At 54.8% G+C, this 24,671-nt stretch carries 24 protein-coding genes and 1 tRNA gene; 18 read left to right on the top strand and 7 right to left on the bottom strand.

The features are described from left to right. Positions 1 to 16: 16 nt before the first annotated feature. On the bottom strand, positions 17 to 733 hold the full coding sequence (radC, locus tag VIN76_RS14575; RefSeq protein WP_332042639.1) for a RadC family protein: 717 nt from the start codon (positions 731 to 733) through the stop codon (positions 17 to 19). A 184-nt stretch (positions 734 to 917) separates the two neighbouring features. On the opposite strand from radC, the gene VIN76_RS14570 reads away from it, so the two are divergent. The 14 genes from VIN76_RS14570 to VIN76_RS14505 all read left to right on the top strand — a co-directional run bounded on the left by VIN76_RS14570 (position 918) and on the right by VIN76_RS14505 (position 13,942). After that, on the top strand, positions 918 to 4,103 hold the full coding sequence (locus tag VIN76_RS14570; RefSeq protein ID WP_332042590.1) for an intermembrane phospholipid transport protein YdbH family protein: 3,186 nt from the start codon (positions 918 to 920) through the stop codon (positions 4,101 to 4,103). A 46-nt stretch (positions 4,104 to 4,149) separates the two neighbouring features. After that, complete coding sequence (locus VIN76_RS14565; protein WP_332042589.1) at positions 4,150 to 4,347, top strand: YnbE family lipoprotein; 198 nt, start codon at positions 4,150 to 4,152, stop codon at positions 4,345 to 4,347. Further along, positions 4,348 to 4,743: a YdbL family protein gene (locus VIN76_RS14560; protein ID WP_332042588.1), complete on the top strand. Its 396-nt coding sequence runs from the start codon at positions 4,348 to 4,350 to the stop codon at positions 4,741 to 4,743. 268 nt (positions 4,744 to 5,011) lie between these two features. Beyond that, on the top strand, positions 5,012 to 5,308 hold the full coding sequence (locus VIN76_RS14555; RefSeq protein ID WP_332042587.1) for an AtpZ/AtpI family protein: 297 nt from the start codon (positions 5,012 to 5,014) through the stop codon (positions 5,306 to 5,308). Positions 5,309 to 5,342: 34 nt separating this feature from the next. Beyond that, complete coding sequence (locus tag VIN76_RS14550) at positions 5,343 to 6,125, top strand: F0F1 ATP synthase subunit A (protein WP_332042586.1); 783 nt, start codon at positions 5,343 to 5,345, stop codon at positions 6,123 to 6,125. A 52-nt stretch (positions 6,126 to 6,177) separates the two neighbouring features. Beyond that, a complete protein-coding gene (locus tag VIN76_RS14545; protein ID WP_332042585.1) occupies positions 6,178 to 6,405 on the top strand; it encodes a F0F1 ATP synthase subunit C in 228 nt (75 codons plus the stop codon). Between the two features lie 72 nt (positions 6,406 to 6,477). Beyond that, the gene (locus VIN76_RS14540; protein ID WP_332042584.1) at positions 6,478 to 6,969 is read left to right on the top strand and encodes an ATPase; all 492 of its coding nucleotides are present in this window, start codon (positions 6,478 to 6,480) and stop codon (positions 6,967 to 6,969) included. Continuing rightward, the gene (locus tag VIN76_RS14535; protein ID WP_332042583.1) at positions 6,962 to 7,627 is read left to right on the top strand and encodes a F0F1 ATP synthase subunit B; all 666 of its coding nucleotides are present in this window, start codon (positions 6,962 to 6,964) and stop codon (positions 7,625 to 7,627) included. Before VIN76_RS14540 ends, VIN76_RS14535 begins: the two co-directional genes overlap by 8 nt. Positions 7,628 to 7,737: 110 nt before the next feature. Continuing rightward, positions 7,738 to 9,654: an excinuclease ABC subunit UvrC gene (gene uvrC, locus VIN76_RS14530; RefSeq protein ID WP_332042582.1), complete on the top strand. Its 1,917-nt coding sequence runs from the start codon at positions 7,738 to 7,740 to the stop codon at positions 9,652 to 9,654. Further along, entirely contained in the window at positions 9,647 to 10,381 is a 735-nt protein-coding gene (recO, locus tag VIN76_RS14525; protein WP_332042581.1) for a DNA repair protein RecO, read from the top strand. The genes uvrC and recO overlap by 8 nt, the downstream gene beginning before the upstream one ends. A 68-nt stretch (positions 10,382 to 10,449) precedes the next feature. Beyond that, positions 10,450 to 11,505, top strand: a complete 1,056-nt coding sequence (gene leuB, locus VIN76_RS14520) for a 3-isopropylmalate dehydrogenase (protein ID WP_332042580.1) — start codon at positions 10,450 to 10,452, stop codon at positions 11,503 to 11,505. Between the two features lie 20 nt (positions 11,506 to 11,525). Then, positions 11,526 to 12,734 carry a trans-sulfuration enzyme family protein gene (locus tag VIN76_RS14515; RefSeq protein ID WP_332042579.1) on the top strand — a complete coding sequence of 403 codons (1,209 nt, stop codon included), beginning with the start codon at positions 11,526 to 11,528 and terminating at the stop codon, positions 12,732 to 12,734. An 18-nt stretch (positions 12,735 to 12,752) separates the two neighbouring features. Beyond that, positions 12,753 to 13,151: a Co2+/Mg2+ efflux protein ApaG gene (gene apaG, locus VIN76_RS14510; protein WP_332042638.1), complete on the top strand. Its 399-nt coding sequence runs from the start codon at positions 12,753 to 12,755 to the stop codon at positions 13,149 to 13,151. Next, a complete protein-coding gene (locus tag VIN76_RS14505; RefSeq protein WP_332042578.1) occupies positions 13,148 to 13,942 on the top strand; it encodes a LysR family transcriptional regulator in 795 nt (264 codons plus the stop codon). The genes apaG and VIN76_RS14505 overlap by 4 nt, the downstream gene beginning before the upstream one ends. Positions 13,943 to 14,139: 197 nt before the next feature. Here VIN76_RS14505 and parE read toward each other — a convergent pair whose 3' ends face one another. Together parE and VIN76_RS14495 are read right to left on the bottom strand one after the other, a co-directional pair. Next, the gene (gene parE, locus VIN76_RS14500) at positions 14,140 to 16,128 is read right to left on the bottom strand and encodes a DNA topoisomerase IV subunit B (RefSeq protein WP_332042577.1); all 1,989 of its coding nucleotides are present in this window, start codon (positions 16,126 to 16,128) and stop codon (positions 14,140 to 14,142) included. Between the two features lie 92 nt (positions 16,129 to 16,220). Further along, positions 16,221 to 16,895 carry a GcrA family cell cycle regulator gene (locus VIN76_RS14495; protein WP_332042576.1) on the bottom strand — a complete coding sequence of 225 codons (675 nt, stop codon included), beginning with the start codon at positions 16,893 to 16,895 and terminating at the stop codon, positions 16,221 to 16,223. A 140-nt stretch (positions 16,896 to 17,035) separates the two neighbouring features. Between VIN76_RS14495 and VIN76_RS14490 the strand changes: the two genes are divergently transcribed. Further along, positions 17,036 to 17,893 carry an ABC transporter permease gene (locus VIN76_RS14490; protein WP_414696375.1) on the top strand — a complete coding sequence of 286 codons (858 nt, stop codon included), beginning with the start codon at positions 17,036 to 17,038 and terminating at the stop codon, positions 17,891 to 17,893. A 28-nt stretch (positions 17,894 to 17,921) separates the two neighbouring features. On the opposite strand, the gene hspQ is transcribed toward VIN76_RS14490, so the two are convergent. Further along, positions 17,922 to 18,302, bottom strand: coding sequence for a heat shock protein HspQ (gene hspQ / locus VIN76_RS14485; protein WP_332042574.1), 381 nt, complete (start codon positions 18,300 to 18,302; stop codon positions 17,922 to 17,924). 205 nt (positions 18,303 to 18,507) lie between these two features. Between hspQ and VIN76_RS14480 the strand changes: the two genes are divergently transcribed. The 3 genes from VIN76_RS14480 to VIN76_RS14470 all read left to right on the top strand — a co-directional run bounded on the left by VIN76_RS14480 (position 18,508) and on the right by VIN76_RS14470 (position 20,529). Next, a tRNA-Ser gene (locus VIN76_RS14480) sits at positions 18,508 to 18,597 on the top strand. Positions 18,598 to 19,132: 535 nt separating this feature from the next. Then, positions 19,133 to 20,038 carry an alpha/beta fold hydrolase gene (locus VIN76_RS14475; protein WP_066581753.1) on the top strand — a complete coding sequence of 302 codons (906 nt, stop codon included), beginning with the start codon at positions 19,133 to 19,135 and terminating at the stop codon, positions 20,036 to 20,038. Continuing rightward, positions 20,035 to 20,529: a hotdog fold thioesterase gene (locus VIN76_RS14470; protein WP_120717196.1), complete on the top strand. Its 495-nt coding sequence runs from the start codon at positions 20,035 to 20,037 to the stop codon at positions 20,527 to 20,529. The genes VIN76_RS14475 and VIN76_RS14470 overlap by 4 nt, the downstream gene beginning before the upstream one ends. On the opposite strand, the gene VIN76_RS14465 is transcribed toward VIN76_RS14470, so the two are convergent. Genes VIN76_RS14465 through VIN76_RS14455 form a run of 3 tightly spaced genes read right to left on the bottom strand, consistent with a single transcriptional unit; the run spans position 20,459 to position 24,625 of the window. Next, the gene (locus tag VIN76_RS14465) at positions 20,459 to 21,919 is read right to left on the bottom strand and encodes an efflux transporter outer membrane subunit (protein ID WP_199504778.1); all 1,461 of its coding nucleotides are present in this window, start codon (positions 21,917 to 21,919) and stop codon (positions 20,459 to 20,461) included. The genes VIN76_RS14470 and VIN76_RS14465 overlap by 71 nt on opposite strands. A 10-nt stretch (positions 21,920 to 21,929) precedes the next feature. Further along, the gene (locus VIN76_RS14460) at positions 21,930 to 23,501 is read right to left on the bottom strand and encodes an MDR family MFS transporter (protein WP_086741071.1); all 1,572 of its coding nucleotides are present in this window, start codon (positions 23,499 to 23,501) and stop codon (positions 21,930 to 21,932) included. Next, positions 23,498 to 24,625, bottom strand: coding sequence for an HlyD family secretion protein (locus tag VIN76_RS14455; RefSeq protein ID WP_332042573.1), 1,128 nt, complete (start codon positions 24,623 to 24,625; stop codon positions 23,498 to 23,500). The genes VIN76_RS14460 and VIN76_RS14455 overlap by 4 nt, the downstream gene beginning before the upstream one ends. Between the last annotated feature and the right edge of the window lie 46 nt (positions 24,626 to 24,671).

The following is a 24,671-nucleotide window of genomic DNA, read 5'->3' as shown; positions in this document are numbered from 1 at the left end:
AGGGCAATGAAGGCGCCTATATCAATCCTTGTGAGCGAAAAGACGTGTGGCCGTTTTTGCCGATAATGATGTGATCGTGGACGGCGATACCCAGTTTCTTGCCCGCGTCGCATATATCTTTCGTAATATTGATATCCTGACGGCTGGGCGTGCAATCGCCGCTGGGGTGGTTATGAACCAGTATAATGGCGGCTGACCCCAGTTCCAGCGCACGCTTGATGACTTCACGAGTATAGATTGCCGCCTGATCTATAGACCCTTCGCTAACCAGCTCGTCACGGATCAACAGGTTCTTGCTATTAAGGTGCAGCACCCGCACCCGCTCGTTGACAAGATGGGCCATATCGGCCCGCAGATAGTCGAGCAGCGCCTGCCAACTGGAAAGCACCGGTTGTTCGCGCACAGGCTCCGAAACAAGGCGCAGGGCCGCGGCCTGAACAATTTTGATCGCAGCAGCACTGGTTTCACCCATGCCCGGAACTTTTTTGATCGATTCCCCATCTGCGGTGAGCAGCGCAGACAGCCCGCCAAAGCTGTCCAGCAGGGTTTTAGCTAGAGGCTTTGTGTCCCGGCGCGGAATGGCAAGCGCCAGCAGATATTCGATCAGCTCATGGTCCAGGAGCGCATCGCCGCCGCCATGAAGCAAACGCTCACGAAGCCGAGAACGATGGCCTGTTCCATGATGGGCGGCAGTATTGTCTGTGGGTAGATTTTTATTGTCCAAATTGGCCATAGCCAAACCATAACCCCTTTATCAGGGAATGGGACGAGAAAGCACATACCAAAGCGAGGATGGCCGAAATTGTCTAAACTCCACTACCAGTCTATATATAATGCCGATATTATAGACAGGAATAAACTGGCATCTTCGCACTTGTAGATTGCAACTTAAGCCAGACTTATGCAATTCACACAAGATGGAGGACGAACTGGACCCAATATACGAAGCGCGTCGATCACGGCGGCGGATATTCGCTTATCTGGTCTTGTTTCTGTTGTGTATAGGGCTTGTCGTCTTATGGTTCAGCCGCATCACCATTGCCGATAATTTTATCCGCACTGAACTCACCAAGCGGGAGGTGCCGGCAAAATATGAAATTGTGGATATCGGCTTTCGCAAACAGGTCATTCGCAATCTGGTGATCGGCGACCCGCAGTCGCCTGACTTAACCGCTGAACTGGTGGAAATTGGCAATAGTCTGGGAACGGAAGGAGCCGGAATTGATTGGGTACGCGCCCGCGGCGTAAAGGCTTATGGCCGGTTGATCGATGGTAAAATGTCGTTCGGGGCACTCGATAAATTTTCTGATCCGGAAGATGACAGCCCGCTGGCATTGCCCGATATTTCTTTGGTGGTCGAAAAGGGGCAAATGCGGATAGATACTGATTTTGGTACTATCGGCCTTGCACTGAACGGCAGAGGCAATTTACATGACGGTTTCGCAGGCGAATTGGCAGCTTTGACACGGGACATGACGTTGGGCGGTTGCACGACATCCGGTGCCAGCTATTTTGGCGAGATTGCGATTAACGACCGCAAACCGCGCCTGAACGGTCCCATGAGAATTCCGGCTATCAAATGTCCGGATATGGACCTGAGCGCGCAGGATATGGGAGTTCAGCTTTCTGTGGAGTTGGGACAGGATTTTACCAGTTGGACGGGCGATGCTGGTATTAGCGGCGGTCCAGTGCGCTATGCCGATTATGGCGCAAGGACAATCCAGTCCACCATCGCTTTTACCGGTGACCTGAAACGCAGTAGCGGTGATATTGATCTGTCGAGCGGGGCATTGGACTCCCCTTATGGTAGCGCCGGCAGCGGGCGCTTGAAAGGAAAGTTCCAGATTGGCTATGGTGATAATCCTGTAACCGCCCGGTTTGAAGGGCAGCCCGAAATTCGCTCTGCCAGACTTTCCAATAAATTGATGCAGAAGACTGCCGGGCTGGCATCATCGGTCGCTGGAACGCCTGTGGGGCCTTTAGCGGACAAGCTTGCCAACGCCATGCGTCAGGCGGGTCGCGACCTTGATGTTACCGGCGATATCCGCTTCGATCTGGGTACGAACGGAACCAGACTGGCGATCAATGGCCTGAATGCCCTGTCCCGTTCCGGGGCGAACCTGGAACTGGATGATCCTGTTTTTCTGATCTTTGCCAGGGATGATGTGAAAATGCTGGCCGAAGGCAATCTGTTGTTGAATGGCGGCGGTTTCCCGAGCGCGAAAATTGACTTGAACGACGGCAGCTTATCACGCGGCTTTGATGGCAATGTCCAAATGGCTGCTTATCGGGCCGGATCGGCGAGCCTTATCATCCCCAAACTGGCTTTCGCACCGTCCGCTCAAGGGGGGACTAATTTTGATGGACGTTTGTTTCTGTCCGGCCCTTTCGCCGACGGCCAGATCACGGGGCTGCAAGTTCCGATTAACGGCTATGTTGGTGACAGGGGTGACTTCACACTATTTCGCAAATGTGTCGATCTGCAATTTACAAGCCTTCGCATTGCTAACTTCATTGCTGGCCCGACCCGCACGCGGCTTTGTCCCGAAGGGGGACGCGGCATAGTTTCCGGTTCTGGCGCGGGGATGAACATAACGGCGAACGCACCGTCCTTTAATCTGACTGGCAATCTTGGCGGAACTCCGCTGGTGCTTTCCAGTGGAGGCCTTGGCTTTTCGATGAAAAACGGAGCGTCGGCACAGAATGTTTCCGTGCGGCTGGGGACTGCCGAACGCATGACGTGGTTTGATATGGATCGTATCAGCGCGGTTTTCGGCCCGACCATCAGCGGAAAAATCACTGGTGCCGAAGGAAAAATCGTGAATGTTCCCTTGCTCATGGACGATATTGAGGGCGACTGGCGATATGTGGATGGCGCTTTTCTGGCTGATGCCCAATTACGCATTCGCGATGAGCAGCAGGTTGAGCGGTTCCGCCCCCTGATCAGCAGGAATGTTCAGCTGAAATTCGCCAATGGTCAAATATCCGCGGATGGATTGTTACAGGAACCGACAACCGGGCGTCAGGTGGCGAATGTCGATATCGTTCACATATTTGATGATAGCTCAGGAGAAGCCGTGATTGATGTCGGGGGGCTTACTTTTGACAAACAATTCCAACCGGACCTGCTCACGCCAGTGTTGTTGGGCGTGATCGCCAACGTGGAAGGCACAGTGACCGGAAAAGGGCTGATCAATTGGGGTGATGAAGAAGACAGTGTTCGCAGCACCGGCACTTTCCGGACAGATATTACCAATTTTGCAGCCGCCTTTGGACCGGTGACCGGGCTCTCGGGTGAAATAACCTTTACGGATTTGCTTGGATTTGAAACCGGGCCTGGACAATATGTGCAGATGCAAGAGATAAACCCCGGTGTTGCCGCGTATAACGGGCAGATGTTCTATCGCCTGTTACCCGACTTTAAAATGCAGATAGAAGGCGGCCAATGGCCATTTGCCGGCGGAATGCTTTATTTGGAGCCGACTATAATCGATTTGGGTGAAGATGTGGAAAGGCGGCTTGAGTTCACAGTAGTCGGCGTCGATGCCGCACAGGTCCTGAGCCAGTTTGAATTTGAAAATCTGACTGCGACAGGGATATTTGACGGCAAATTGCCGATGGTCTTTGATCAGGATGGGGGCCGGATTACGGGTGGCTATCTTGTCGCGCGTGAGGGCGGCGGATCGTTGGCCTATGTGGGTGAGTTGACCTATAAAGATATGGGAACTTACGCAAACTTCGCCTTTAATGCTTTGAAATCATTGCAATATGAACAACTGACCATTGGCATGGACGGTGCTATTGCCGGTGAAATGATCACCGAAGTAAAGTTTTCCGGAATCCAGCAGGGTGAGGGGGCGAGCAAGAATTTCATCACCAACCAGGTGGCCAAGCTCCCGTTACAATTCAATGTCCGGATCCAGGCGCCTTTCATGCAGATGTTAAGCAGCGTAAAGTCCTATTATGAGCCGGAATTGCTTATTGGACGAAACTTGCCAGCGCTTTTGCGGGCGCAGGAAGAGCGGGCTACGGAAGCCACGAAAATTCTGAAAGATAACGATGAACCATCCGTTCAGCCGGGGGAAAGCGATAATGGTCAATAAGATAAGTCAATTGACGGATCGTCCGCGAAGTGCGATTCGGGCGAGTATGAAAAGTAATGATGCAAGCGGCCTGATATCGGTTTTCGTCATGGGCCTATGTGCTGTTCTGGCTGGATGCGTGCAGGTTTCTGCACCTGATAAACCCATCGTGATCAACCTGAATATCAACATAAAGCAAGAAGTCGTCTATCGGTTGGATGGCGATGCAAAGGATTTGATTGATAGTGAATCGGAGATTTTCTGAATGTTTGAATTGATTAGGAAATATAAAGCGGCCGCCATAGTTGGCGGTTTGGCTTTGACAGCAATTGTGGCGACACCTGTGCTAGCCCAGCGTGACCCTGCTTACGAGGCTGCGCGTGCTTCCGGTGTGATCGGTGAGAAGCCGGATGGATATCTGGGCCATGTGACATCGCCGACACCAGCCATCAAGGCGCTGGTCGATGATCTCAACATCAAACGCAAGGCTGCTTATACTCGCAAGGCTCAGGAAACCAATTCGACGGTAGAGCAATTCGCCTTCACCTCCGGCTGTAACCTTATCATGCGAACAGTTGCCGGTGAGAAATATCAGGCACCGGATGGCAGTTGGAAAACGAGAACATCGGAAGCTCCTATCCGCGATTCGCGTTGTCCATGACGCGTACATGTAACGCCGGATTATAGCCAAATTCAAACATGAGGCGCGCCACGAAAGACGGTGCGCCTTTTTGTATTTCAAATCACTGATATTTCCCTGAAATTTTCGCAGCGCAGCATGGCGGTTGACTTGGCGCACCCGCTTTTCTAAACGGGCGCGGTTAGCGGGGCTACTCGCTGTCGTGGGTAGAGCCAAGTTAATCAGCTTTTTGGCTGATTTGCGTTAGTTTTTCCAAGAATCACGACAGAGAACGGACCCGGTAATTCTGATGGACGATGATACTAAGATAGAGGCGCTGAAAAAGCGGATCGATCAGGCGCAATCGGAAGAGGCGGTCAGATCAGGAAAAACCCAGAAAGGGGCCGATGAGAATTATCGGCTCGGAAATCGGGTTTTGGCAGATTTGATTGCAGGAATAGGTGGTGGTGCGCTGGTTGGCTGGGTGCTTGACCAGTTTATCGGAACATCGCCCTGGCTTCTTCTGATTTTCCTGTTTCTGGGGATTATCGTTGCATTCAGGAATATTATTAAACTCTCAAACGAGAGCGCGAAGAAAAACAAGTGATTTGCGCACCGTTTGAATAACAGGGGTCCATCGCGTGGCGGCTGAAGAAGGTAAAATAGATCCAATGTACCAATTTGAGGTACAGACGATTTTTGATGGCTTTTCATTAGGTGGTCAGCAGATTGGTTTGACCAATAGTGCTGTCTGGATGTGCTTTGCAGTTCTCGTACTGTTCCTGTTTATGCGCGGCGGAATGAAACGTGAGCTGGTTCCCGGCCGCTGGCAGTTGATGGTTGAGGGCTTTACCGGCTTTATCGATAATATGGTTGACGCCAATGTCGGCCCCGAGGGCAAGAAATACGCGCCTTATGTATTCGCGCTGTTTATGTTCATCCTCTTTTCCAACGTGCTGGGGCTTCTTCCCGTTGGTGTATTGGGCCTGCATCCCTTTACCGTAACCAGTCATCTGACAGTGACCGGCGTGCTTGCGATTATCAGCTTTTCGATCGTGCTGATCGTTGGCTTTGCCAAGCATAAGCTTCACTTTTTCAGCCTGTTCATTCCGCATGGAACACCCATACCGATGATCCCGTTCATCTTTGTGGTGGAATTGCTCTCTTTTCTGGTTAGACCTTTCAGCCTCGCGCTACGTTTGTTTGTCGCGATGACAGCAGGACATATCCTGCTAAAGGTTCTGGCTGGCTTTGTGATCAATAGCGCCAATGCCGGTGCAGGCTTCGGGCTTTTTGTCGGACTGCCAAGCTTTACGTTGATGATTGGTATCAGCGCACTCGAATTGCTGGTGGCGGTTGTGCAGGCTTATGTGTTTGCATTGCTGACATCGCTTTACATCAATGACGCCGTTAATTTGCATTGATTAAAACAAGACTGAATTTTCCAAACGATATTTTTGAACAGGAGTAACTATCATGGACGCAGAAGCAGCAAAATTATTGGGCGCAGGTATGGCAGCAATTGGTGCTGGTGTGGCCGCCGTAGGTGTGGGTAACGTTTTCGGCAGCTTCCTTGAAAGCGCATTGCGTAACCCTTCAGCAGCAGATGGCCAGCAGGGCCGTTTGTTCATCGGCTTTGCCGCGGCTGAACTTTTGGGTCTGCTGGCATTCGTTGTCGCAATGATCCTTATTTTCGTTGCCTAATAAATGATATGAAAGCGGCGGAGTGGCAGTGATGTCGCTCCGCTGCTTCAAGATATTGGAGCCTTTGGTTCAATGCCTCAAATAGATCAAATCGCCGCAACCTATGCGTCCCAGATTTTCTGGCTTTTGCTGACTTTCGGGTTCACATTTTTTGTCATCGGTTTAGGTATGTATCCGAAAATCCAGGGCACGGTTGATGCGCGGGACAAGCGGATTGCCGACGATCTGGAAGCCGCTCGTGCAGCCAATGTGGCGGCGGATGAGCTGGAAGAAAGCTATCGCGTCAAAATGGAACAAGACCGAAGCGCAGCACAGGCAGTCGTGGAAGCAAGCAGAGCGAAAGCCAATGCCGCTTCTGAAGAACGCAAAGCCAAGGCCAATGCTGAAATTGCTGAAAAAGTGGCAGCAGCAGAAGCAGATATCAAATCGCGCGCTGGCGAGGCGCTGAAAGAGATTGAAGGCGTTTCCGCCGAAATCGCTCAGGATTTGGTCGCCAAAATATCTGGCGCGAAAGTAACCAAAGCGGCAGCATTGAAAGAAACAAAGGCGGCGTTAAATGGCTAACCCACAAAACCAGCAAGCAGGCGTACCTGCTGCCGAGAACCCTGAATCTTTGTCTGGATCATTAGAGGTCCAGGAAAATCTGGATTCGCCTTTGGATAATGAAGGCCTTCCTGTGACAGGGATTGAAGCGTTAGAGTCCGGATCGACCGAAGCCCATACGGTACCAACTGTATTTGGCCTGGACGCGACTGTGTTTGTGTCTTTGTCGATGCTGGTGGTCATTGCGATTGTGCTGTGGAAAAAAGTTCCGGCATCTATTGGCGGTTCGCTGGACAAGAAAATTGCCGACATCCGCGAACAGCTGGATGAAGCAAAGAAGCTGCGTGAAGAATCTGAAAAACTCCGCGCGAAATATGAATCCCGTTTGCGTGCAGCAGATGATGAAGCTGCTGAAATTCTCGCGCAAGCGGAAAGAGAAGCTGAGCAGGTTGTTGCTGACGCCAAAACAGCGACAACCGATCTGATCGCCCGCCGCAAAAAAATGGCGGAAGATAAGATCGCTGCTGCGGAACGTGCCGCTATTGCTGGCGTTCGGGCGAAAGCTGCTGGTGCTGCGACTATCGCTGCCCAGAAGCTGATCTCCGCCAAGCATGATGCGGCTGCAGACAAGGCACTGATTGACAAATCAATCAGCGATCTCGGCACAAAACTTAACTGATCCGGATAAGTCCGTTATAAATGCAGCCCCCTGTTTATGGGGGCTGTTTTTGTATGTGGTTATCCATAGGTGCTGGTATTCATCACCGCTGACGCCTAGATATATATATCATGTCCGGCCCGCAATCTCCCGACCGTTTCAACGAAGAAAAAGCCACTTATTCCCTGCGCGGTAATGAGACGCCTGACCTTGAAGCGGGCATGGCTGCCATTCGCGAAACGCTGAAAACACTGCCGACGCGGCCCGGTGTTTACCGGATGCAGGACAACCGCGGCGATGTGCTCTATGTCGGCAAGGCGAAATCACTGAAAAATCGTGTGAGTTCCTACGTCCAGATAAACCGTTTACCGCAACGGTTGCTGCGCATGGTTGCTCAAACCCGGTCGATGACGATCATTACGACTAGCAGCGAGGCAGAGGCGTTGCTTCTTGAAGCGCAGCTTATCAAGAAATTTCGCCCGGCCTATAATGTTTTGCTGCGTGATGACAAGAGCTTTCCGTTCATCCTGCTACGCGAAGACCATGATTTCCCACGTATCCAGAAGCATCGCGGCGCGCGAAAGGCGAAGGGCAAATATTTCGGCCCGTTTGCCAGCGGTGGTTCTGTCAATCAAACGCTCAACGCATTGCAAAAACTCTTCCTGCTCCGGTCCTGCACAGACAGCTTTTTCAACAACCGGTCGCGGCCCTGTCTGCTATATCAAATCAAGCGGTGCTCGGCGCCATGTGTGGGCCGGATCAGCAAGGAAGATTATGCGGAATTAGTGAAGGATTCGCGCAGTTTCCTCTCTGGCAAGTCTACGGATGTGCAACAAAAGCTTGCCGGTCAGATGGAAAAAGCAGCTGATGATCTGGATTTTGAAATGGCGGCGCTTTACCGGGACCGTTTGAAAGCGCTGAACTTCATCCAGAGCCGTCAGGCGATTAATGCGGCAGGACTACCGGATGCGGATATATTTGCACTGGCGGCCAAAGGATCGAGCGTGTGCATACAGGCTTTTTTCATTCGAGGCGGTCAGAACTGGGGGCATCGCAGCTTCTTTCCCGCGCATACGACAGATGTCGGGATTGAAGAGGTCTTCTCAAGTTTTCTGATGCAATTTTACGACCGGATGCCGCCGCCGAAGCTGGTGTTGCTGGACCGCTACTTGCCGGATGAAGAATTGTTGTCCGAAGCTTTGAGCACGCAAGCCAAGTATAAAGTCAGCGTGTCCAAGCCGCAGCGTGGGGACCGCCTGAAATTGCTTAACCAGGCCAGCCGTAATGCCGAAGAGGCTCTCGACCGGCGATTGGCGGAATCCTCTACCCAGGCCAAGATCATGCGGGAGATGGTTGAACTACTCGAACTGGACGGCGTGCCTGAACGGATAGAGATCTACGATAACAGCCATATTCAGGGAACGAACATGGTTGGCGCTATGGTGGTTGCGGGACCGGAGGGTTTTCGCAAAAATGCTTACCGGAAATTCAACATAAACAATCCCGATACGAAACCGGGTGACGATTTTGCCATGATGCGCGAAGTGTTGGAGCGGCGCTTTGCCCGTGCCCAGAAAGAAGATCCCAATAGGGACAAAGGCGAATGGCCCGACCTAGTCTTGATTGACGGAGGCAAGGGACAGATGAGCGCGGCCCGCGATGCGCTTGAGAAAATCGGCGTACAAGATGTCAATATGATCGGCGTCTCCAAAGGGCCTGACCGCAATGCGGGGCGTGAGACATTTCACTTTATGGACGGCCGCACGATTAACCTGCCGTTGAACAGCCCGGTGCTATTCTACCTTCAGCGGCTTCGTGACGAAGCCCATAGATTTGCGATTAACGCCCATCGCCAGAAACGCAGCCGAGCGATCGGCATCAGTTCGCTAGATGAGGTTCCGGGCATTGGTCCGGCGCGTAAAAGAGCGATGTTGCTGCATTTTGGTACGGCGCGGGCGGTGAAAAGCGCATCGCTGGAAGAGTTGCAAGCCGTGCCGGGCATATCGGCAGCGGTCGCGCAAAAGCTGTATGACTATTTCCATGGCTAACCTGCGGACCTCTGCAATAATCTGTTCGGTTCGCTCTCATGGTGAGCATGGTGCTGTTGTGCGCTCGCTGACCCCGGAAAATGGCCTGGTGGCTGGCTATGTGCGCGGAGCGCGGTCGCGTGCAATGCGGCCTGTTCTTATCCCTTCCAATATCGTGCAGGCCGATTACCGCGCGCGGACAGAGGGGCAATTGGCGTCGATGACTGCAGAGTTGGAGCAAAGCCGCGGTCCCTATCTGGGCGAACCGTTGGCTAGCGCCGCGCTCGACTGGGCAACGGCATTAACCGCTGCGGTCCTGCCTGAAGAGCATAGCTATCCGCAGCTTCACTTGGCTTTGTCGGCTTTGCTTGACGCGATATGCGGTGCGCCCTCGGCCAAGGGTTGGGCGGCGGCGCTGGTGCGATACGAACTGTTGCTTTTATCAGAGCTGGGCTTTGGTCTTTCGCTGGACAAATGTGTAGTCACAGGGGGCTTGGAGGATTTGGTCTATATCAGCCCGAAGAGTGCGGCAGCCGTAAGCAGCGCGGCGGGGAGGGTTCATAAGACCAAGCTCTTGCCTCTGCCGCCCTTTCTGAAGGAACCGGATAGCCCCGATTGGGATGATATTTTTGATGGCCTGAAAGTTACCGGATTTTTTCTCAACCGCCATTTTTTTGAAGATCGCCGCAATGATGTCATGGCATCGCGGACGGTTTTGGTGGATCGATTGAAAAGGGTGGTTGCGTAATCCCGCCCAGCGCGGCAGGGAGAGCCAGCAAACTACAAGTTTTAGTCGATATATTTTAGGGAAAGAACATGCATATTGCGGTGCTTGCCGGTGACGGCATTGGTCAGGAAATAATGTCAGAAGCTTTGCGCGTATTGGACGCGCTTGGGCTACCTGACATGCGGATGGATCATGCCGATGTTGGCGGCATTGCTTACAAGAATCATGGCCATCCTTTGCCGCAAGCGACTCTGGAACTGGCTATGGCCGCAGATGCTGTTTTATTTGGAGCAGTCGGGGATCCGGATTGTGATAATCTGGAGCGCCATCTTCGCCCGGAACAAGCAGTGCTTGGACTGCGTCAGGAAATGCAGACATTCGCCAATTTACGGCCAGCAAAAGCTTTCGCTGGTCTTGAAAGTCTTTCTGCCCTGAAACCGGAAATCGCGGGTGCTATTGACCTGTTGATCTTGCGTGAATTGACTGGTGACATTTATTTTGGCGAAAAAGGACGACGCACTACGGATACGGGTCTCCGTGAAGGCTATGATGTCATGGCCTATAATGAGGAAGAAATTGCCCGCATTGCCCGTGTCGCCTTCAAGGCCGCGCAAGGGCGGCGGAAAAAGCTGTGCTCGGTGGACAAGGCGAATGTGCTGCAAACGTCCGTATTGTGGCGGGAAGTGGTGAATGAAGTTGCGGCGGAATATTCCGATGTCGAATTAAGCCACATGTATGTCGATAATGCCGCGATGCAGCTCGTGCGTAATCCCGGGCAGTTTGACGTGATGCTGACCGGTAATATTTTCGGGGATATCCTGTCGGATCAGGCCAGCATGTGTGTGGGTTCTATCGGTTTGCTCGCTTCTGCGTCGCTGGGCACGGGAACGAAAGGACTTTATGAGCCGATCCACGGTAGCGCACCCGATATTGCAGGGAAGGGGATAGCCAATCCTTTAGCCATGATATTATCGGCTGCGATGATGCTGCGCCACAGTTTCGATATGGAGGCACAGGCGGCCCGCGTGGAACAGGCCGTTGCAGATGTGCTGCATCAGGGCATATTGGGGCATGATCTGGGCGGCAGCGCATCCACACGCGAAATTGGCGATGCTGTCGTTGCGCAGCTTGCCAGCCAAGCATAGCAGAGTTTAGGAATATTCGAATGAAAAGAAATACTGGTCAAAACCGAGAAATCACCAAAAACTGGCGTCCGGCGACAAAGGCTATTCGCAGCGGGACGATGCGCAGTGAATTCGGTGAGACTTCGGAAGCGCTGTTTCTGACCTCCGGCTATACTTATGACTGTGCCGAAGATGCCGCCGCACGCTTTAACGGGGAGCAAGAGGGCATGACCTATAGCCGCTTGCAAAACCCGACGGTGAAGATGCTGGAAGAGCGGATCGCGATAATGGAAGGTGCGCAAGCGTGCCGCACCATGGCATCGGGCATGGCCGCGATGACAGCATCGTTGCTGTGCCAGCTAAAGTCGGGTGACCATGTTGTGGCCAGCCGTGCGCTGTTCGGTTCCTGCCGTTGGCTGACCGACAGCTTATTGCCGAAATTCGGGATCGAAACTACCGTCATAGATGGCCGGGAACTGGCTAATTGGGAACAGGCGATCAGACCGGAAACCAAGGTCTTTTTCTTTGAAACACCGGCTAACCCGACAATGGATGTTATTGACCTGCGTGCTGTTTGCGGTCTGGCACGGGATAAAGGGATAACCAGCGTTGTTGACAATGCCTTTGCAACCAACGTGCTACAACGGCCAATGGAATATGGCGCGGATGTTGTTGCCTATAGCGCGACCAAGATGATGGACGGGCAGGGCCGCGTTATGGCTGGCGCAGTATGCGGCACCGAAGAGTTTATCGAAACAACCCTGCTTGAATTTACCCGCAATACAGGCCCGACTTTAAGTGCGTTCAATGCCTGGGTCGTGTTGAAAGGACTCGAGACACTGGACTTGCGTATCCGCAAGCAGAGCGAAAGCGCACTCGAAGTCGGCAAGTTTTTAGAGCAGCGGGTAGAGAAAATATTGCACCCCGGCCTTCCCAGTCACCCCCAGCATAATCTGGCGATGAGCCAGATGGAAGCAACAGGGCCGATCTTTTCCCTCTATGTTGGCGGTGGTCGCAAGCAGGCCCATTCGTTGCTTAATGCATTGAATCTTATTGATATTTCCAACAATATCGGGGACAGCCGCTCGCTTATGTGTCACCCGTCATCGACCACGCATCATGGACTGGGCGAAGAGGGACGGCAGGAAATCGGGATCAGTGAAGATATGCTTCGGATCAGCGTAGGATTGGAAGATCCCGCCGACCTTATCGAAGATTTGGATCAGGCCCTTTCGTCTATTGGTCTTTAACGCTATTATAGGATTATGATGCAGGCATTCTTTCCGTATTCAGAAACCACCAACGGCGTGACCGTGCGGGTGTCTGTCACATTTTTGCCGGAACAATCCGACATAGACGGGCTGCGCTGGTTCTGGGCCTATCATATCCGGATTGAGAATGAGCGCGATAGTGCGGTGCAATTGCTGACCCGTCATTGGCGCATTTCAGATGCGCGGGGCGGCTTGCACAGAGTCGACGGTGATGGAGTGATCGGAGAACAGCCGATCATTCAACCCGGTAAATCACATGATTATGTTTCCGGATGCCCGCTCAATACACCTAGCGGTGAGATGGCGGGACATTTTGTGTTTGTCGGTGACCAGCCGGATATGTTTGAAGTGAAGATCCCGAACTTTCCTCTAACTGCTCCCACTGTAGAGCAATGAAGCGCACACATTTACCGCTTAACGGGCTTCGCGTGCTCGACGCCGCAGCTCGGCACCTCAGCTTTACGCGGGCCGCGGATGAACTGGCGGTAACGCCGGCGGCCGTCGGACAACAGATCAGGGCGCTGGAAGACATGCTGGGCGTAGTCATGTTCCGGCGAACGCCCAAAGGGCTGGAACTGACTGATGAAGCTGCTGCCGGTCTGGATGCCCTGCGATCGGGTTTTCTGGAATTTGAGGATGCTGTACGGGCCATGCAGGCGGGACAGTCCTCGCACAAGCTGACTATTGCGGCTCCGCGTGACTTCACGGCGAAATGGCTCAACGCAAAACTGGCCAAGTTTTCCCAAGAGAATAAGGATGTCAGTTTCGCATTGGTTGCATCGGAGGAGGGCGTTGAGTTTACCGAGGCCAATCTCGACGTTGCGATCGGGCTTTCTGACGGCCCAGGTAACAATGAAGGGGTTCTTCTTGGCGACACGATGTTTGTCCAAGTGGCCGCACCGGGCGGCAAGGCTGGTCAGAAAATCGACTGGCCCGGTTGTCCGATTTCCGAAGATGAAGAAACTTTGATGCGCGTTGCGGATGGCGGACTGGCTATAGAAGCCGCCGCCAATGGCTTTGGCCATGCCTGGGTACCAAAAATGTTGGCCCAGCAAGACATTGCAAATGGCCGGATCGAAGTGATTGGCCAGGATAGCAAATCCTCACGCGGCTATTGGCTAGTCGCACCTCTGCCCCAATGGCGTCAGAAAAAGGTCAAGGCACTGGTCGCCGCGCTTACTGAATAGATCGGGTCAGGCTATTATCGGGCCGCTGTCAGGATTGTCCCTCTTTCCCGGAGCGTTTCAGTGTGGCGATCAATTCCGATGCGCACTGCTGATATTCAGAGGTCGGCACCGCAATTTACTCCGCCTGCGCCGCAGGGTGGGCGGTGGCAATGGATAATAGGAAGAATGCGGCGCAAGCCCAAAACCGGTAAAACCGGTCAGGCATCAATAGACTCTTCGTCTAGGCTGGCCGCATTTTGCTGTATGAAGTTAAACCGGTGTTCGGGGTTTTTACCCATCAACCGGTCCACCAGATCCTTCACAACCGCGCGGTTTTCATATTCCTGCGGCAGCGTGACACGATACAGGGATCGTGTCTGGGGATCCATCGTGGTTTCTTTCAACTGGTTGGGGTTCATTTCTCCCAGACCTTTAAAGCGGCTGACTTCCACCTTCTTGCCTTTGAACGGCCCGTTTTCAATCTTGTCCCGAGCTTCGTCATCCTGTGCGTAGAGGCTTTTACCACCCGCAGTCAGGCGGTAAAGCGGCGGGCGGGCCAGAAACAGGTGCCCCCTGCGGACCAGTTCGGGCATTTCCTGAAAGAAATAAGTCATCAAGAGCGTTGCGATATGAGCGCCATCGACATCAGCGTCGGTCATGATGATCACACGTTCATAGCGCAGATTGTCGGGGTCACAATCCTTGCGAATACCGCAGCCCAAAGCAAGCGTCAGATCGGCAATCTCTGAATTGGCGAAAATCTTGGCACTATTGGCCGAAGCGACGTTCAGTATCTTGCCTCGGATCGGTAGGATAGCTTGTGTTTTACGATTACGCGCCTGCTTGGCGGAGCCTCCAGCGCTGTCACCTTCGACGATGAATAGCTCTGTGCCTGCCGGGTCGTTGCCGGAACAATCGGTAAGCTTGCCGGGCAGGCGGACTTTTCGCCCGCTGGTCGCGGTTTTGCGTTTGACCTCCCGTTCCGCTTTTCGCTTCAAGCGTTCGTCCATCCGTTCCATGACAAAACCAAGCAGCGCCTTGCCACGGTCCATATTGTCGGTCAGAAAATGGTCAAAATGATCGCGGATCGCGTTTTCAACATATTTTGCCGCTTCCGGTGAAGTCAGCCGGTCTTTGGTCTGGCTCTGGAATTGCGGTTCACGTATGAATACAGAAAGCATCATCTCCCCGCCGGAAATAATGTCATCGGCAGTTAACTGCGATGCCTTTTTCTGCTGCACCAGCTCCCCAAAGGCCCGCATAGCTTTCACCAGTGCATTACGCAGACCCGTTTCATGTGTCCCGCCATTGGGCGTCGGAATGGTGTTACAATACCAGCTATAGCTACCGTCCGTCCATATCGGCCAAGTGATAGCCCATTCGACACGTCCAGCGCTATCGGGAAAATCCTGACGACCGGAAAAAAAGTCCGTCGTGACGGTTTCGCGTCCGTTTAGCTGTTCGCGCAAATGATCGGATAGGCCGCCCGGAAATTGGAACACGGCTTCTGCAGGGACATCTTCGCTGGCTTGTTCCGGATCGCATTTCCAGCGGATTTCAACGCCTGCATAAAGATAAGCTTTGGATCGGGCCATTTTGAACAGGCGGGATGGTTTGAACTTGTTACCGTCGCCAAAGATTTCCGTATCGGGAATGAAGGAAATACTCGTCCCTCGGCGGTTGGGCGTGCTGCCGATTTCTTCCAGTTTTGAAACGGCAAGGCCCTGAGAAAATGACTGGCGATAAATAGTTTTGTTTCGCGCGACCTCTACAACAGTATCGGATGACAAAGCGTTGACAACAGACACACCCACACCGTGCAGGCCACCCGATGTCGCATAGGCTTTGTCCGAAAACTTACCGCCAGAGTGCAAGGTCGTCATAATGACTTCGAGTGCCGATTTACCCGGAAATTTGGGATGAGGATCGACAGGAATGCCGCGGCCGTTATCGGTGACGGTCAAGCGGTTATGGCTATCAAGTGTGATCTCTATGCGGCTTGCATGACCCGCCACAGCCTCATCCATGCTGTTGTCGATGACTTCGGCGGCCAAGTGGTGGAGGGCGCGTTCATCAACCCCGCCAATATACATTCCGGGACGCTTGCGAACAGGCTCCAGACCCTCGAGTACCTCAATCGCAGAAGCATCATACTCACCGGGTTTAGAAGTGGTTGGCGGGTTAACGCCAAAAAGATCATCAGACATAATGATCCTATAAGAGTGTGGGAGTCAGACTGGCAAGAGGCTTATTGAGCCACTTGCCGAATGACCTGTAAAATAACAGCTTGTCGCTTGAATTAGCGCACTCTTGGGCCCCCAAAGGGCAGAGGTGGGGGAGCCCGCCGCGCGCCGCGTGGCAGCTGGGCCTGGAAAGCCCGCCCGCAATGCTCGACGCAATAGGGAAAGCCGGGGTTGACTTCCGCACCACAGAAATGGAAATCCGGTTCGCCGGGATGGTTTATCGGCCAACGACAAATTTTGTCGTTCAGGTCCAGCAGGCTGGTCTTGTCGGCAATTTCGTCACTTGGTTTTGCAGGAACCAGACGACGCGGCGGTGCGGGCGGAATGGGAGCCTGCTGATCGCCGGGGCCCTGACGCAAAAAGCCGCCGGGACCAACGGATACGACTTTCGGTCCATCCTGCTTCGGTACTTTCGACTGTTGGGCAGCATGGGTCCGTGCAGCCGGAGTTGGCGGCGGCATAGCACGACGAGCAACATGCTCTTCCTTTTCCTTGGGTTTTTTTGTGGTTTTTACCGAGGGCTTTTTCGGTTTTGCCGCGGGCTTCTCACCCTTAGCGGCCTTTGCTTTCGCCTTTACCGGCGATGGCCGTGATTTCAAACCAAGACGATGCGCTTTTCCGATGACCGCATTACGGCTAACGCCGCCCAGCTCTTCAGCGATCTGGCTCGCAGTCAGGCCCTTTTCCCACATCTGTTTCAGATGATCGATACGTTCGTCGGTCCAAGCCATATAAAAATCCTAACTATTCCAATATCCAGCCCAATATAAGCTTTAAGGGCATATATTCAATAATATGAGATATAAGCCGGATAATATGCTCAAATAATATGGGTTGTGATTGCTGCCCGGAGCCGATAGGCGAAAAGCCTATGTTAGACCAGCCCCAAAATAGTAATTCCGATCAATCAGGATCCATGGCACAAAACTTTCTGGAACCGGGAGTACCAGTCATCCGGGGAGTGAACTGGAGTGGCTTTCTCGCGTTATACTGGAAGGAAGTACGGCGATTTCTAAAGGTACAACTTCAAACTGTCTGGGCGCCGTCGATAACTACTCTCTTGTTTCTGGTCATTTTTTCGGTTGCGTTAGGACGTGGCGATCATGCCGTCATGGGCGTGCCGTTCGCGGATTTTATTGCCCCAGGACTGATCTGTATGGGGATGCTGCAGAATGCCTTTGCGAATAGCAGTTTTTCGTTATTGGTCGGTAAGATCCAGGGCACGATTGTCGATTATCTGATGCCGCCTTTGTCCGTGGGTGAACTGCTCGCCGGTCTAGTCGCGTCCTCTGTTACGCGGGCAGCGATGGTCGGGCTTGCAGTCTGGTTGGCTATGGCGCTCTGGCCGGGGGTTGATGTCAGTATTAACCACTGGTGGGCGGTAATCTGGTTCGGTTTAATGGGCTCGGTGATGTTGGCTCTGCTTGGAGTACTCACATCGATTTGGGCCGAAAAGTTCGACCATGCCGCTGCCGTCACCAACTTTGTCGTCGCGCCAGCGGCCCTTTTGTCGGGAACATTTTATTCGATAGACAAATTGGCACCGGCATTTCAGGCTATTAGCCATGCCAACCCGTTTTTCTACGCGATTTCCGGCTTCCGCTATGGGTTTTTAGGTGAAGCGGATTCTCCAGTATTCGTTGGATCGCTGATATTATTGCTGATCAATATCGCGTTGGCAGCACTATGCTATATCCTGCTCAAAAAAGGCTGGAAGATTAAATCTTAAGCCTTTGATATCACTTAATTATAGAGGTCTAGTGCCGATGGATACTGTGTAACTGGTATTTCCCGCCATCCACTGACTTGAACATACGGCCAACATCGGGATGCATCACCGGCTCTCCACTATCATCTTCAAGCAAATTTTGCTGGCTGACATAAGCAACATAGCTGCTATCCGAATTTTCGGCCAAGATGTGATAGAAAGGTTGATCTTTCAAAGGCTGCAAGTCTTTCGGAATGGCATCATACCACTCATCACTATTGGCAAAGACCGGATCAATATCATAAATGACGCCGCGAAAATCAAACAAGCGGTGTTTTACGACATCACCAATCGCGAAATTAGCCGCGAGTATCGGTGGGGTGCCTTTGGGAAGCGGATTAGTGGAGACAGGATGTTTGGTTTGGACCATGTATCTAATTTAATCAGTTACCATCTAGATACAAGGCTTCCTATCAGTTTGCTCATGCGTGAGGCTATAATGTGAATTTGTCCGGGCGCATTTGCTTGGCATCTCGGTTTCTGGCTTGGCAAACTGCGGATCATAGTCTAAGCGCGGCTCGTTCGACGTTGATGGTCCCCGTGACCATGGCCTCCAAGGCTGTTTGCCGAAGTGCGGAGAGGTGCCAGAGTGGTCGAATGGGGCGGTCTCGAAAACCGTTGTGGGCGCGAGCCTACCCAGGGTTCGAATCCCTGTCTCTCCGCCAGTTCCTTGTTGCGAAACAGGAATGCAGCCTGCTTCAGGGCGCGAAACCCCTAGCTTCCGCGCCATTTTGCTCGGGTCGACCGGACCTCAGAGACCGGCAAGTGGCGGCACCACGGTCTCTAGCGGCGCCTCGTCTCTTTTCACCCGAACCTTGCCTGGAAAGGTTCGGTCGGAAATCCCTCTAGTTTCCAGTGGCATCGGCAGGGCCGACCCGTCGGCTTTTCCGGCCAGTGTCTCGCCACCCGTCCGCCACTTTGAGACCCGGGATGGGCGTTCTGCAGCGAAATGGTGAGCGCGCCCAAGTGACTGGGTTTGGGCCGGAAGCGGAAAGGCAGCTTTTATATCTTTGAGCGGATTAAGCGGACAGCGACTGCTGACCGAATCGCAAGCCGGTGCATTAGAGAATGGTCTGGAGAAACCCCTCTTGGCATAGACTTTTGCCGTCGTTGAAACGCCCTGCAGGACAGCCAACACGGAGCCGAGAGCCACAAACTAAATCGGTTGACTATTTAGCGCGCCTTTCCTACCATCCAGAGATGGCGAGAGAAACCTTTACGATTGAGGGCGCAGGCGCGATTTCTCTTACAGCCGAGGCTGAGGGGGATGCCTACGCTAAACCCGTCCTTCTTGCGCACGGCGGCGGGCAGACACGGCGCGCGTGGAGAAGGGTGGTCAGCGAGCTGGCTCAAGCCGGCTTTCGCGCAATCGCCTTCGACATGCGCGGTCACGGAGACAGCGATTGGTCGCCATGCGGAGCTTATGAAATGCGCGACTTCGCGGCGGATCTGGTCGCTGCAGCGTCGCGCCTGGACCAGAAGCCAGCGCTGGTCGGCGCTTCACTGGGCGGGCTCGCTGGACTGATTGCCGCAGGGGAGCTTGCTCCAGGTAGCTTTGCTTCACTCACATTGGTCGACATTGCCCCGCGCATGGAGCCCAGCGGTGTGATGCGCGTGGTTGGTTTCATGGAAGAGCATGTCGATAGCGGCTTCGCCTCACCAGAGGAGGCGGCCGACGTGATCGCTCGCTACATGCCGCATCGTCCCAAGCGGGGCGCGAGCGATGGTCTGAAAAACTATCTGCGGCAGAAGTCGGATGGGCGCTTCTATTGGCACTGGGACCCGGTGTTTATCCGTAATATAATGTCAGCCAGACAAGGCGACCCAGACAGCCAAGAACGTCAATCGGCAATGCTGAGCCAAGCTGCGGCGAATCTCACGCTTCCGCTTCACCTCATCCGAGGCGGCTCTAGCGATCTTGTTTCCGAAGAGGCCGTTTTGCATCTGCGACAACTCGCCCCCCATGCAGAATACACCGATATTGCCGATGCCACGCACATGGTCGTGGGCGATGCGAACGATGCCTTCTCCGCCGCTATCGTCGATTTCCTAGGGCGCCATCACTCATCCGATACGGCTCAGCCACAGGGGACGAGGGAGCTATGATCGATCGAGAGCGCTTGCAGGAAATGCTGCATATCGCGCCGTTTCACCGATGGCTTGGGCTGGAGATTGCGACATGCTCCGACCAGTCAATCGCGATCACCATGCCATGGCGCGAAGAGATCGTGTCGAACCCTATGATTGGGTCGGCGCATGGAGGGATCCTGGCTTCACTGGTCGACCTCACCGGGCTTTATACTCTGCTTGCCGGGGGCGTCGCGGCGAGAGCGACGGCCGATCTGCATGTCGATTACCACCGTCCTGCAACCTCAGGACCTCTCACTGCTCACGGACAGATCGTGAAGATCGGGCGACAGATTTCGGTGGCCGAAACCCGGGTTCTCGAGCCCGACGACAAGTTGGTCGCCAGCGGCAGGGGCGCCTACTTCTCGTCAACCGGATCACTTGATCAGCGCGGCGGGACTATTGATCTCGAACAGGCTCTTGCCACCCAAGGCCCAGCGACTTCTGCAGCGCGATCCACGCCAGCGTAAGGGCACCTTTTGCCCGGACGAGGTCTGCTGAGGCCTGCTGCTGTTCTCGCAGGGCCCGGTTGAGGTCAGCCTTCGAGATCGCTCCTGCGGCAAAACGTTGGCGGTTCAGGTCTGCCGCGACGTCAGCCTGCTTCTTGATTTGCATACTGGCAGCGAGCGCAACACGCTGCTGGCCGAAGCGAGCCAAGGCACGTTCGGCGTCTTGCAGTGCCAGAAGCACCGTCTGCTGGTAATTGGCGACTGCTTCGTTGCGCGCTGCCCCGGCTTGGTCGATCGCAGCGTCTACCCTGCCGAAATCCAGGAAATTCCACTGGAGGCGCGGGATCGCGAGTGCGGAGAATTCGCCGACATCGACAACGTCGTCCAACGAGGATCCGCCGAGGCCCAAGATCCCTGTGAAGGACAATTTCGGGAACCGCGCCGCCTCGGCCACCCCGATCCGCGCCGTCGACGCGGCAAGAGACCGTTCGGCCGCCCTTATGTCAGGCCGACGCGCCACCAGGCTTGCCGGATCGCCGATCGCGACCTGCTCTGGCGGCATGGGAATGGAGCGCGCAGTCGTGAGCGCTGCATCAACTGATCCCGGCACCTGTCCGGTCAGTATAGCGAGTGCATCAGACAGGACTGCGATATCCGCTTCAGCTTCGGCAAGTTGTGACTTGAGCATCTCCAGTTCGGCATTCGCGGTGCCTACCGGGAAAAGCGGCAATGCACCGCGCTGATAGCGTTGGTATGTCAGCGCCAGGATCTCTTCCTGCAACGAAATCTGCGCCTCAAATTGCTCTGCGCGGAATTGGGCCTCCCGCAAATTGACGTAGGTGCTGGCCACTTGGGCAGTCAACTGGACCTTTGCGTCCTCTGCATTGGCCACCGTTGCAGCAGCTTGGGCATTGCTGGCCTCAATGCGCCTGCGCGAGCCACCGGCGAACTCCAGCTCCCAGTTGGCGTTAAGGCCCACATTGTAAAAGCTCAGCGAGTCATCGGTTTCTGCGTCGGAATTGGTTTGCTCTGACGGGGGGGGCGCCCCGCCTTGAAGGTCGAGACCAGGAAGCCGGCCCTGCACGGTGGTGGCCTGTGCCCCAAGCGATGGCATTCGACCCGCACGGTCTTGCCTGATGGATGCCCGTGCCTGGGCAATGCGCGCCTGCGCTGCGGCGAGCGAGGGGTTGCCGGACAGCGCAGCCTCCACCAGCCGCGTCAACTCGGGATCGCCGAGCAGCAGCCACCATTGAGCGACAACCGGATCAGATGCGCTCACATCACTGCCAGCGCGCACAAAGCGAGTGCCCGTGTCTGCTGACACAACTTCCGGGGGGCCTGCATAATCGGGCCCTGCCGTGCATCCAGCTAGCAAGGCGATAGTGACAAGCGGAGGTAGCAAGTGGCGCATCGTGTAGGGCTCAGTGCATCGAAAGGGAGACATTTTTTGGAAGCGGCCTCAGGAAGAGGACCAGCGGAACCGTCGCGAGGGTCAGAATCCCCATAACCAGGAACACGTCATTGTAGGTCATTATGAACGCCTCGCGTTGGAGGGTGCGGCTCAGGACGGCCATCGCCCCCTCCATGCCGCCGAAGTTTCGCGCCAGCCCTTCGAGATAGTCCTGTAGCGAAACGCTGTTCGCATTCAGGGTCTCTTCCATCCGCCGGCTATGATGCCAGATCCGCTGGTCCTGGAACGAAGCGAGGGCCGAGAGGGCGAATGATCCGCCAAGATTGCGGGCCGCGTTGAAAATGCCCGAGGCATCGCCCGCGTCTTCCTTGGCCACCGAAGCCACCGTTGCCTGATTCAGGAACATCATCGCAAGGATCATTCCGGCCCCGCGGATAAGCTGACCTTCAGTGAAGACAGCGCCGCCGGATTCGGCGGTCAGACTCGTGCTGACAAAGCAGCTGATCGCCATCAGCAGCATTCCGGTGCCGACGGCAATGCGGATGTCCACCTTGCGGATCATCAGAGGCAGAACCGGCATCAGGAGAAAGGCCGGGACACCCATCCAGAAGATGACCAGTCCCGTCTGAAAAGCATTATAGTCAGAAATGATCGCGAGGAACTGCGGAATGACATAGGTCGAACCATACATCACCATGCCCAGGGCGAGCGCCATGATCGCGACGCTGGCGAACTGTCGATTGAACAGGAGCTGCAACTTCAAGACCGGCTTGCGTGCTTTCACTTGTCCGTAAATCAAACAGGCAAAGCCGATAATGGTCACCACCGTTAGCCAGCGAATGAGTGAGGACTCGAACCATTCCTCACGGTGCCCTTCCTCGAGTACAACAGTCAGACCGCCCAGTCCGAGGATCAGCCCGAGAATGCCAGCCCAATCGGCGTCCGTGAGATATTCCCACTTGGGCTTCTCGTGAGGCAGCCCGATAAACAGCAGGAGCAGCAGGATTGCGCAGACTGGCACATTGACGAAAAAGGCATAGTGCCAGCTCAGGTTCTCGGTCAGCCAGCCGCCGATCAATGGCCCCATCACGGGGCCAAGAACCACAGTCATGCCGAACAGCGCCATTCCGATTGGCTGTTGGTGCGGCGGCAATCGTTTAGCCACAATAGTCATTGCGGTCGGAATGAGGACTCCGCCCATGAAGCCCTGGCCCGTGCGGCCGATGATCATGGTCGTAAGGTCGGTGGCTACACCGCATAGCACAGAAAATGCGGTGAACGCGCTGACCGCGATGATGAGGAGGGTTCGCAGACCGAACAGCCGTTCGAGCCAAGCGCTCAGTGGAATGACGACAATCTCAGCAACGAGAAATGACGTAGCAATCCAGGTGCCTTCGGCGCCTGTGGCACCGATCTCGCCCTGAATGACGGGGAGTGCGGAATTGACGATTGATATGTCCAGCGTCGCGAGCATGGCGCCGAGCGCGCCCGCGGCCACAGCGACCCAGGCAGTAACGTCTGCGTTCTTTCGGCTCCCGGCCGGCCCGATCGAAGTGTCCTGCGCTGCCAGTATCTCGGTCATTGAGTCCGACTCGAGATCTCTTCCAATTCGCCGGCAGCATTCCGGGTGTCGACCGTAGCCACTACCGACATGCCGGGAACGAGCAGACGCCGCACTTCAGGGGGAGCATCGATAGCGATGCGGACGGGTATCCGTTGAACGATCTTGGTAAAGTTGCCGGTGGCATTTTCGGGGGGGAGGATGGAAAATTCCGCGCCCGTTCCCGGCGATATGCTGACCACTCGTCCCGCGATCTCAAGGTCGGGCAGGGCGTCAACTTCGAGCCTGACGCTCTGGCCGGCCCGGATCAGGCCGACCTGCGTTTCCTTGAAGTTTGCCGTCACGTAGATCGCCCTCACCGGAACCACCGTCATCAAACGTTGACCCGGTTGCACGAACTGGCCCACCCTCACCGAGAGATCGCCGACGCGGCCGGCCTTGCTGGCGCGCAGCAAGGTCGATTCAACCGTAAGGTCGGCTGTTTCCAGCTGAGCGCGAGCAGCGTCCGCCTGCGCCTGGGTCTGGCTGATCTGCTCGAACAGGGTCCCCCGGCGAGCGGTCGCGGCAGCGACCGCCGCCTGCGCAGCGGCGAGTTCGGCCCGCGCCTGCCGCGCCTGCGCCTCATACTGATCGAGCTTTTCCCGCGGTTCGGCTCCTGTCGCGGCAAGGGGCCGATATCGCGCCACCTGGTCGTTCGCGAGGTCGAGTGCTGCGCGCGCGGCGGCGAGTTGGCCCCGCGCCTGGCGAATGGCTGCATCCTGTTCAGCTACCTGAGAACGGATTATGTCGGCACCGGCCAGGGTCGCAGCGATCTGTGCGCGCGCCTGTTGCGCTTGCGCCTGATAATCCCGCAGATCCAGTTGTACGAGGGCTCCGCCGAGAGCAACCTGCTCGTTCTCCCCCACGAAGACCTCTTCGACGTATCCCGCTACCTTGGAAGAGATAACGACGCTGTCGGCAGCGACATAGGCGTTATCGGTCGACTGCATGTATTGTCCGTAGCTTACGTGCCGGTAGTACCACCAGATCCCGCCAAGCAGCACGGCAAGACCAACGAGGATTAGCACGATGCGCAAGCCACGCCGCGATTGCGGTTTCGTTGGGGTTGTGCCCTCCTGCTCCGGTTGGTTGGAGTTATCGGTCATCTGACTCTTTCGGCAGCCTCAGTAAAAGGTGAACGCGTCTCGCACC

Source organism: Parasphingorhabdus sp. (assembly GCF_036568145.1).
Classification (GTDB): domain Bacteria; phylum Pseudomonadota; class Alphaproteobacteria; order Sphingomonadales; family Sphingomonadaceae; genus Parasphingorhabdus.
Note: the sequence above shows the minus strand (reverse complement) of the source record. Positions and strands in the feature narration are given on the sequence as shown.

Excerpts from the sequence above, each read along its gene's own strand:
- radC (WP_332042639.1), bottom strand. The coding sequence starts at position 733 with ATGGCCAATTTGGACAATAAAAATCTACCCACAGACAATACTGCCGCC.
- VIN76_RS14570 (WP_332042590.1), top strand. The coding sequence starts at position 918 with ATGGAGGACGAACTGGACCCAATATACGAAGCGCGTCGATCACGGCGG.
- VIN76_RS14565 (WP_332042589.1), top strand. The coding sequence starts at position 4,150 with ATGAAAAGTAATGATGCAAGCGGCCTGATATCGGTTTTCGTCATGGGC.
- VIN76_RS14560 (WP_332042588.1), top strand. The coding sequence starts at position 4,348 with ATGTTTGAATTGATTAGGAAATATAAAGCGGCCGCCATAGTTGGCGGT.
- VIN76_RS14555 (WP_332042587.1), top strand. The coding sequence starts at position 5,012 with ATGGACGATGATACTAAGATAGAGGCGCTGAAAAAGCGGATCGATCAG.
- VIN76_RS14545 (WP_332042585.1), top strand. The coding sequence starts at position 6,178 with ATGGACGCAGAAGCAGCAAAATTATTGGGCGCAGGTATGGCAGCAATT.
- VIN76_RS14540 (WP_332042584.1), top strand. The coding sequence starts at position 6,478 with ATGCCTCAAATAGATCAAATCGCCGCAACCTATGCGTCCCAGATTTTC.
- VIN76_RS14535 (WP_332042583.1), top strand. The coding sequence starts at position 6,962 with ATGGCTAACCCACAAAACCAGCAAGCAGGCGTACCTGCTGCCGAGAAC.
- uvrC (WP_332042582.1), top strand. The coding sequence starts at position 7,738 with ATGTCCGGCCCGCAATCTCCCGACCGTTTCAACGAAGAAAAAGCCACT.
- recO (WP_332042581.1), top strand. The coding sequence starts at position 9,647 with ATGGCTAACCTGCGGACCTCTGCAATAATCTGTTCGGTTCGCTCTCAT.
- leuB (WP_332042580.1), top strand. The coding sequence starts at position 10,450 with ATGCATATTGCGGTGCTTGCCGGTGACGGCATTGGTCAGGAAATAATG.
- VIN76_RS14515 (WP_332042579.1), top strand. The coding sequence starts at position 11,526 with ATGAAAAGAAATACTGGTCAAAACCGAGAAATCACCAAAAACTGGCGT.
- apaG (WP_332042638.1), top strand. The coding sequence starts at position 12,753 with ATGCAGGCATTCTTTCCGTATTCAGAAACCACCAACGGCGTGACCGTG.
- VIN76_RS14505 (WP_332042578.1), top strand. The coding sequence starts at position 13,148 with ATGAAGCGCACACATTTACCGCTTAACGGGCTTCGCGTGCTCGACGCC.
- parE (WP_332042577.1), bottom strand. The coding sequence starts at position 16,128 with ATGTCTGATGATCTTTTTGGCGTTAACCCGCCAACCACTTCTAAACCC.
- VIN76_RS14495 (WP_332042576.1), bottom strand. The coding sequence starts at position 16,895 with ATGGCTTGGACCGACGAACGTATCGATCATCTGAAACAGATGTGGGAA.
- VIN76_RS14490 (WP_414696375.1), top strand. The coding sequence starts at position 17,036 with ATGTTAGACCAGCCCCAAAATAGTAATTCCGATCAATCAGGATCCATG.
- hspQ (WP_332042574.1), bottom strand. The coding sequence starts at position 18,302 with ATGGTCCAAACCAAACATCCTGTCTCCACTAATCCGCTTCCCAAAGGC.
- VIN76_RS14475 (WP_066581753.1), top strand. The coding sequence starts at position 19,133 with ATGGCGAGAGAAACCTTTACGATTGAGGGCGCAGGCGCGATTTCTCTT.
- VIN76_RS14470 (WP_120717196.1), top strand. The coding sequence starts at position 20,035 with ATGATCGATCGAGAGCGCTTGCAGGAAATGCTGCATATCGCGCCGTTT.
- VIN76_RS14465 (WP_199504778.1), bottom strand. The coding sequence starts at position 21,919 with ATGCGCCACTTGCTACCTCCGCTTGTCACTATCGCCTTGCTAGCTGGA.
- VIN76_RS14460 (WP_086741071.1), bottom strand. The coding sequence starts at position 23,501 with ATGACCGAGATACTGGCAGCGCAGGACACTTCGATCGGGCCGGCCGGG.
- VIN76_RS14455 (WP_332042573.1), bottom strand. The coding sequence starts at position 24,625 with ATGACCGATAACTCCAACCAACCGGAGCAGGAGGGCACAACCCCAACG.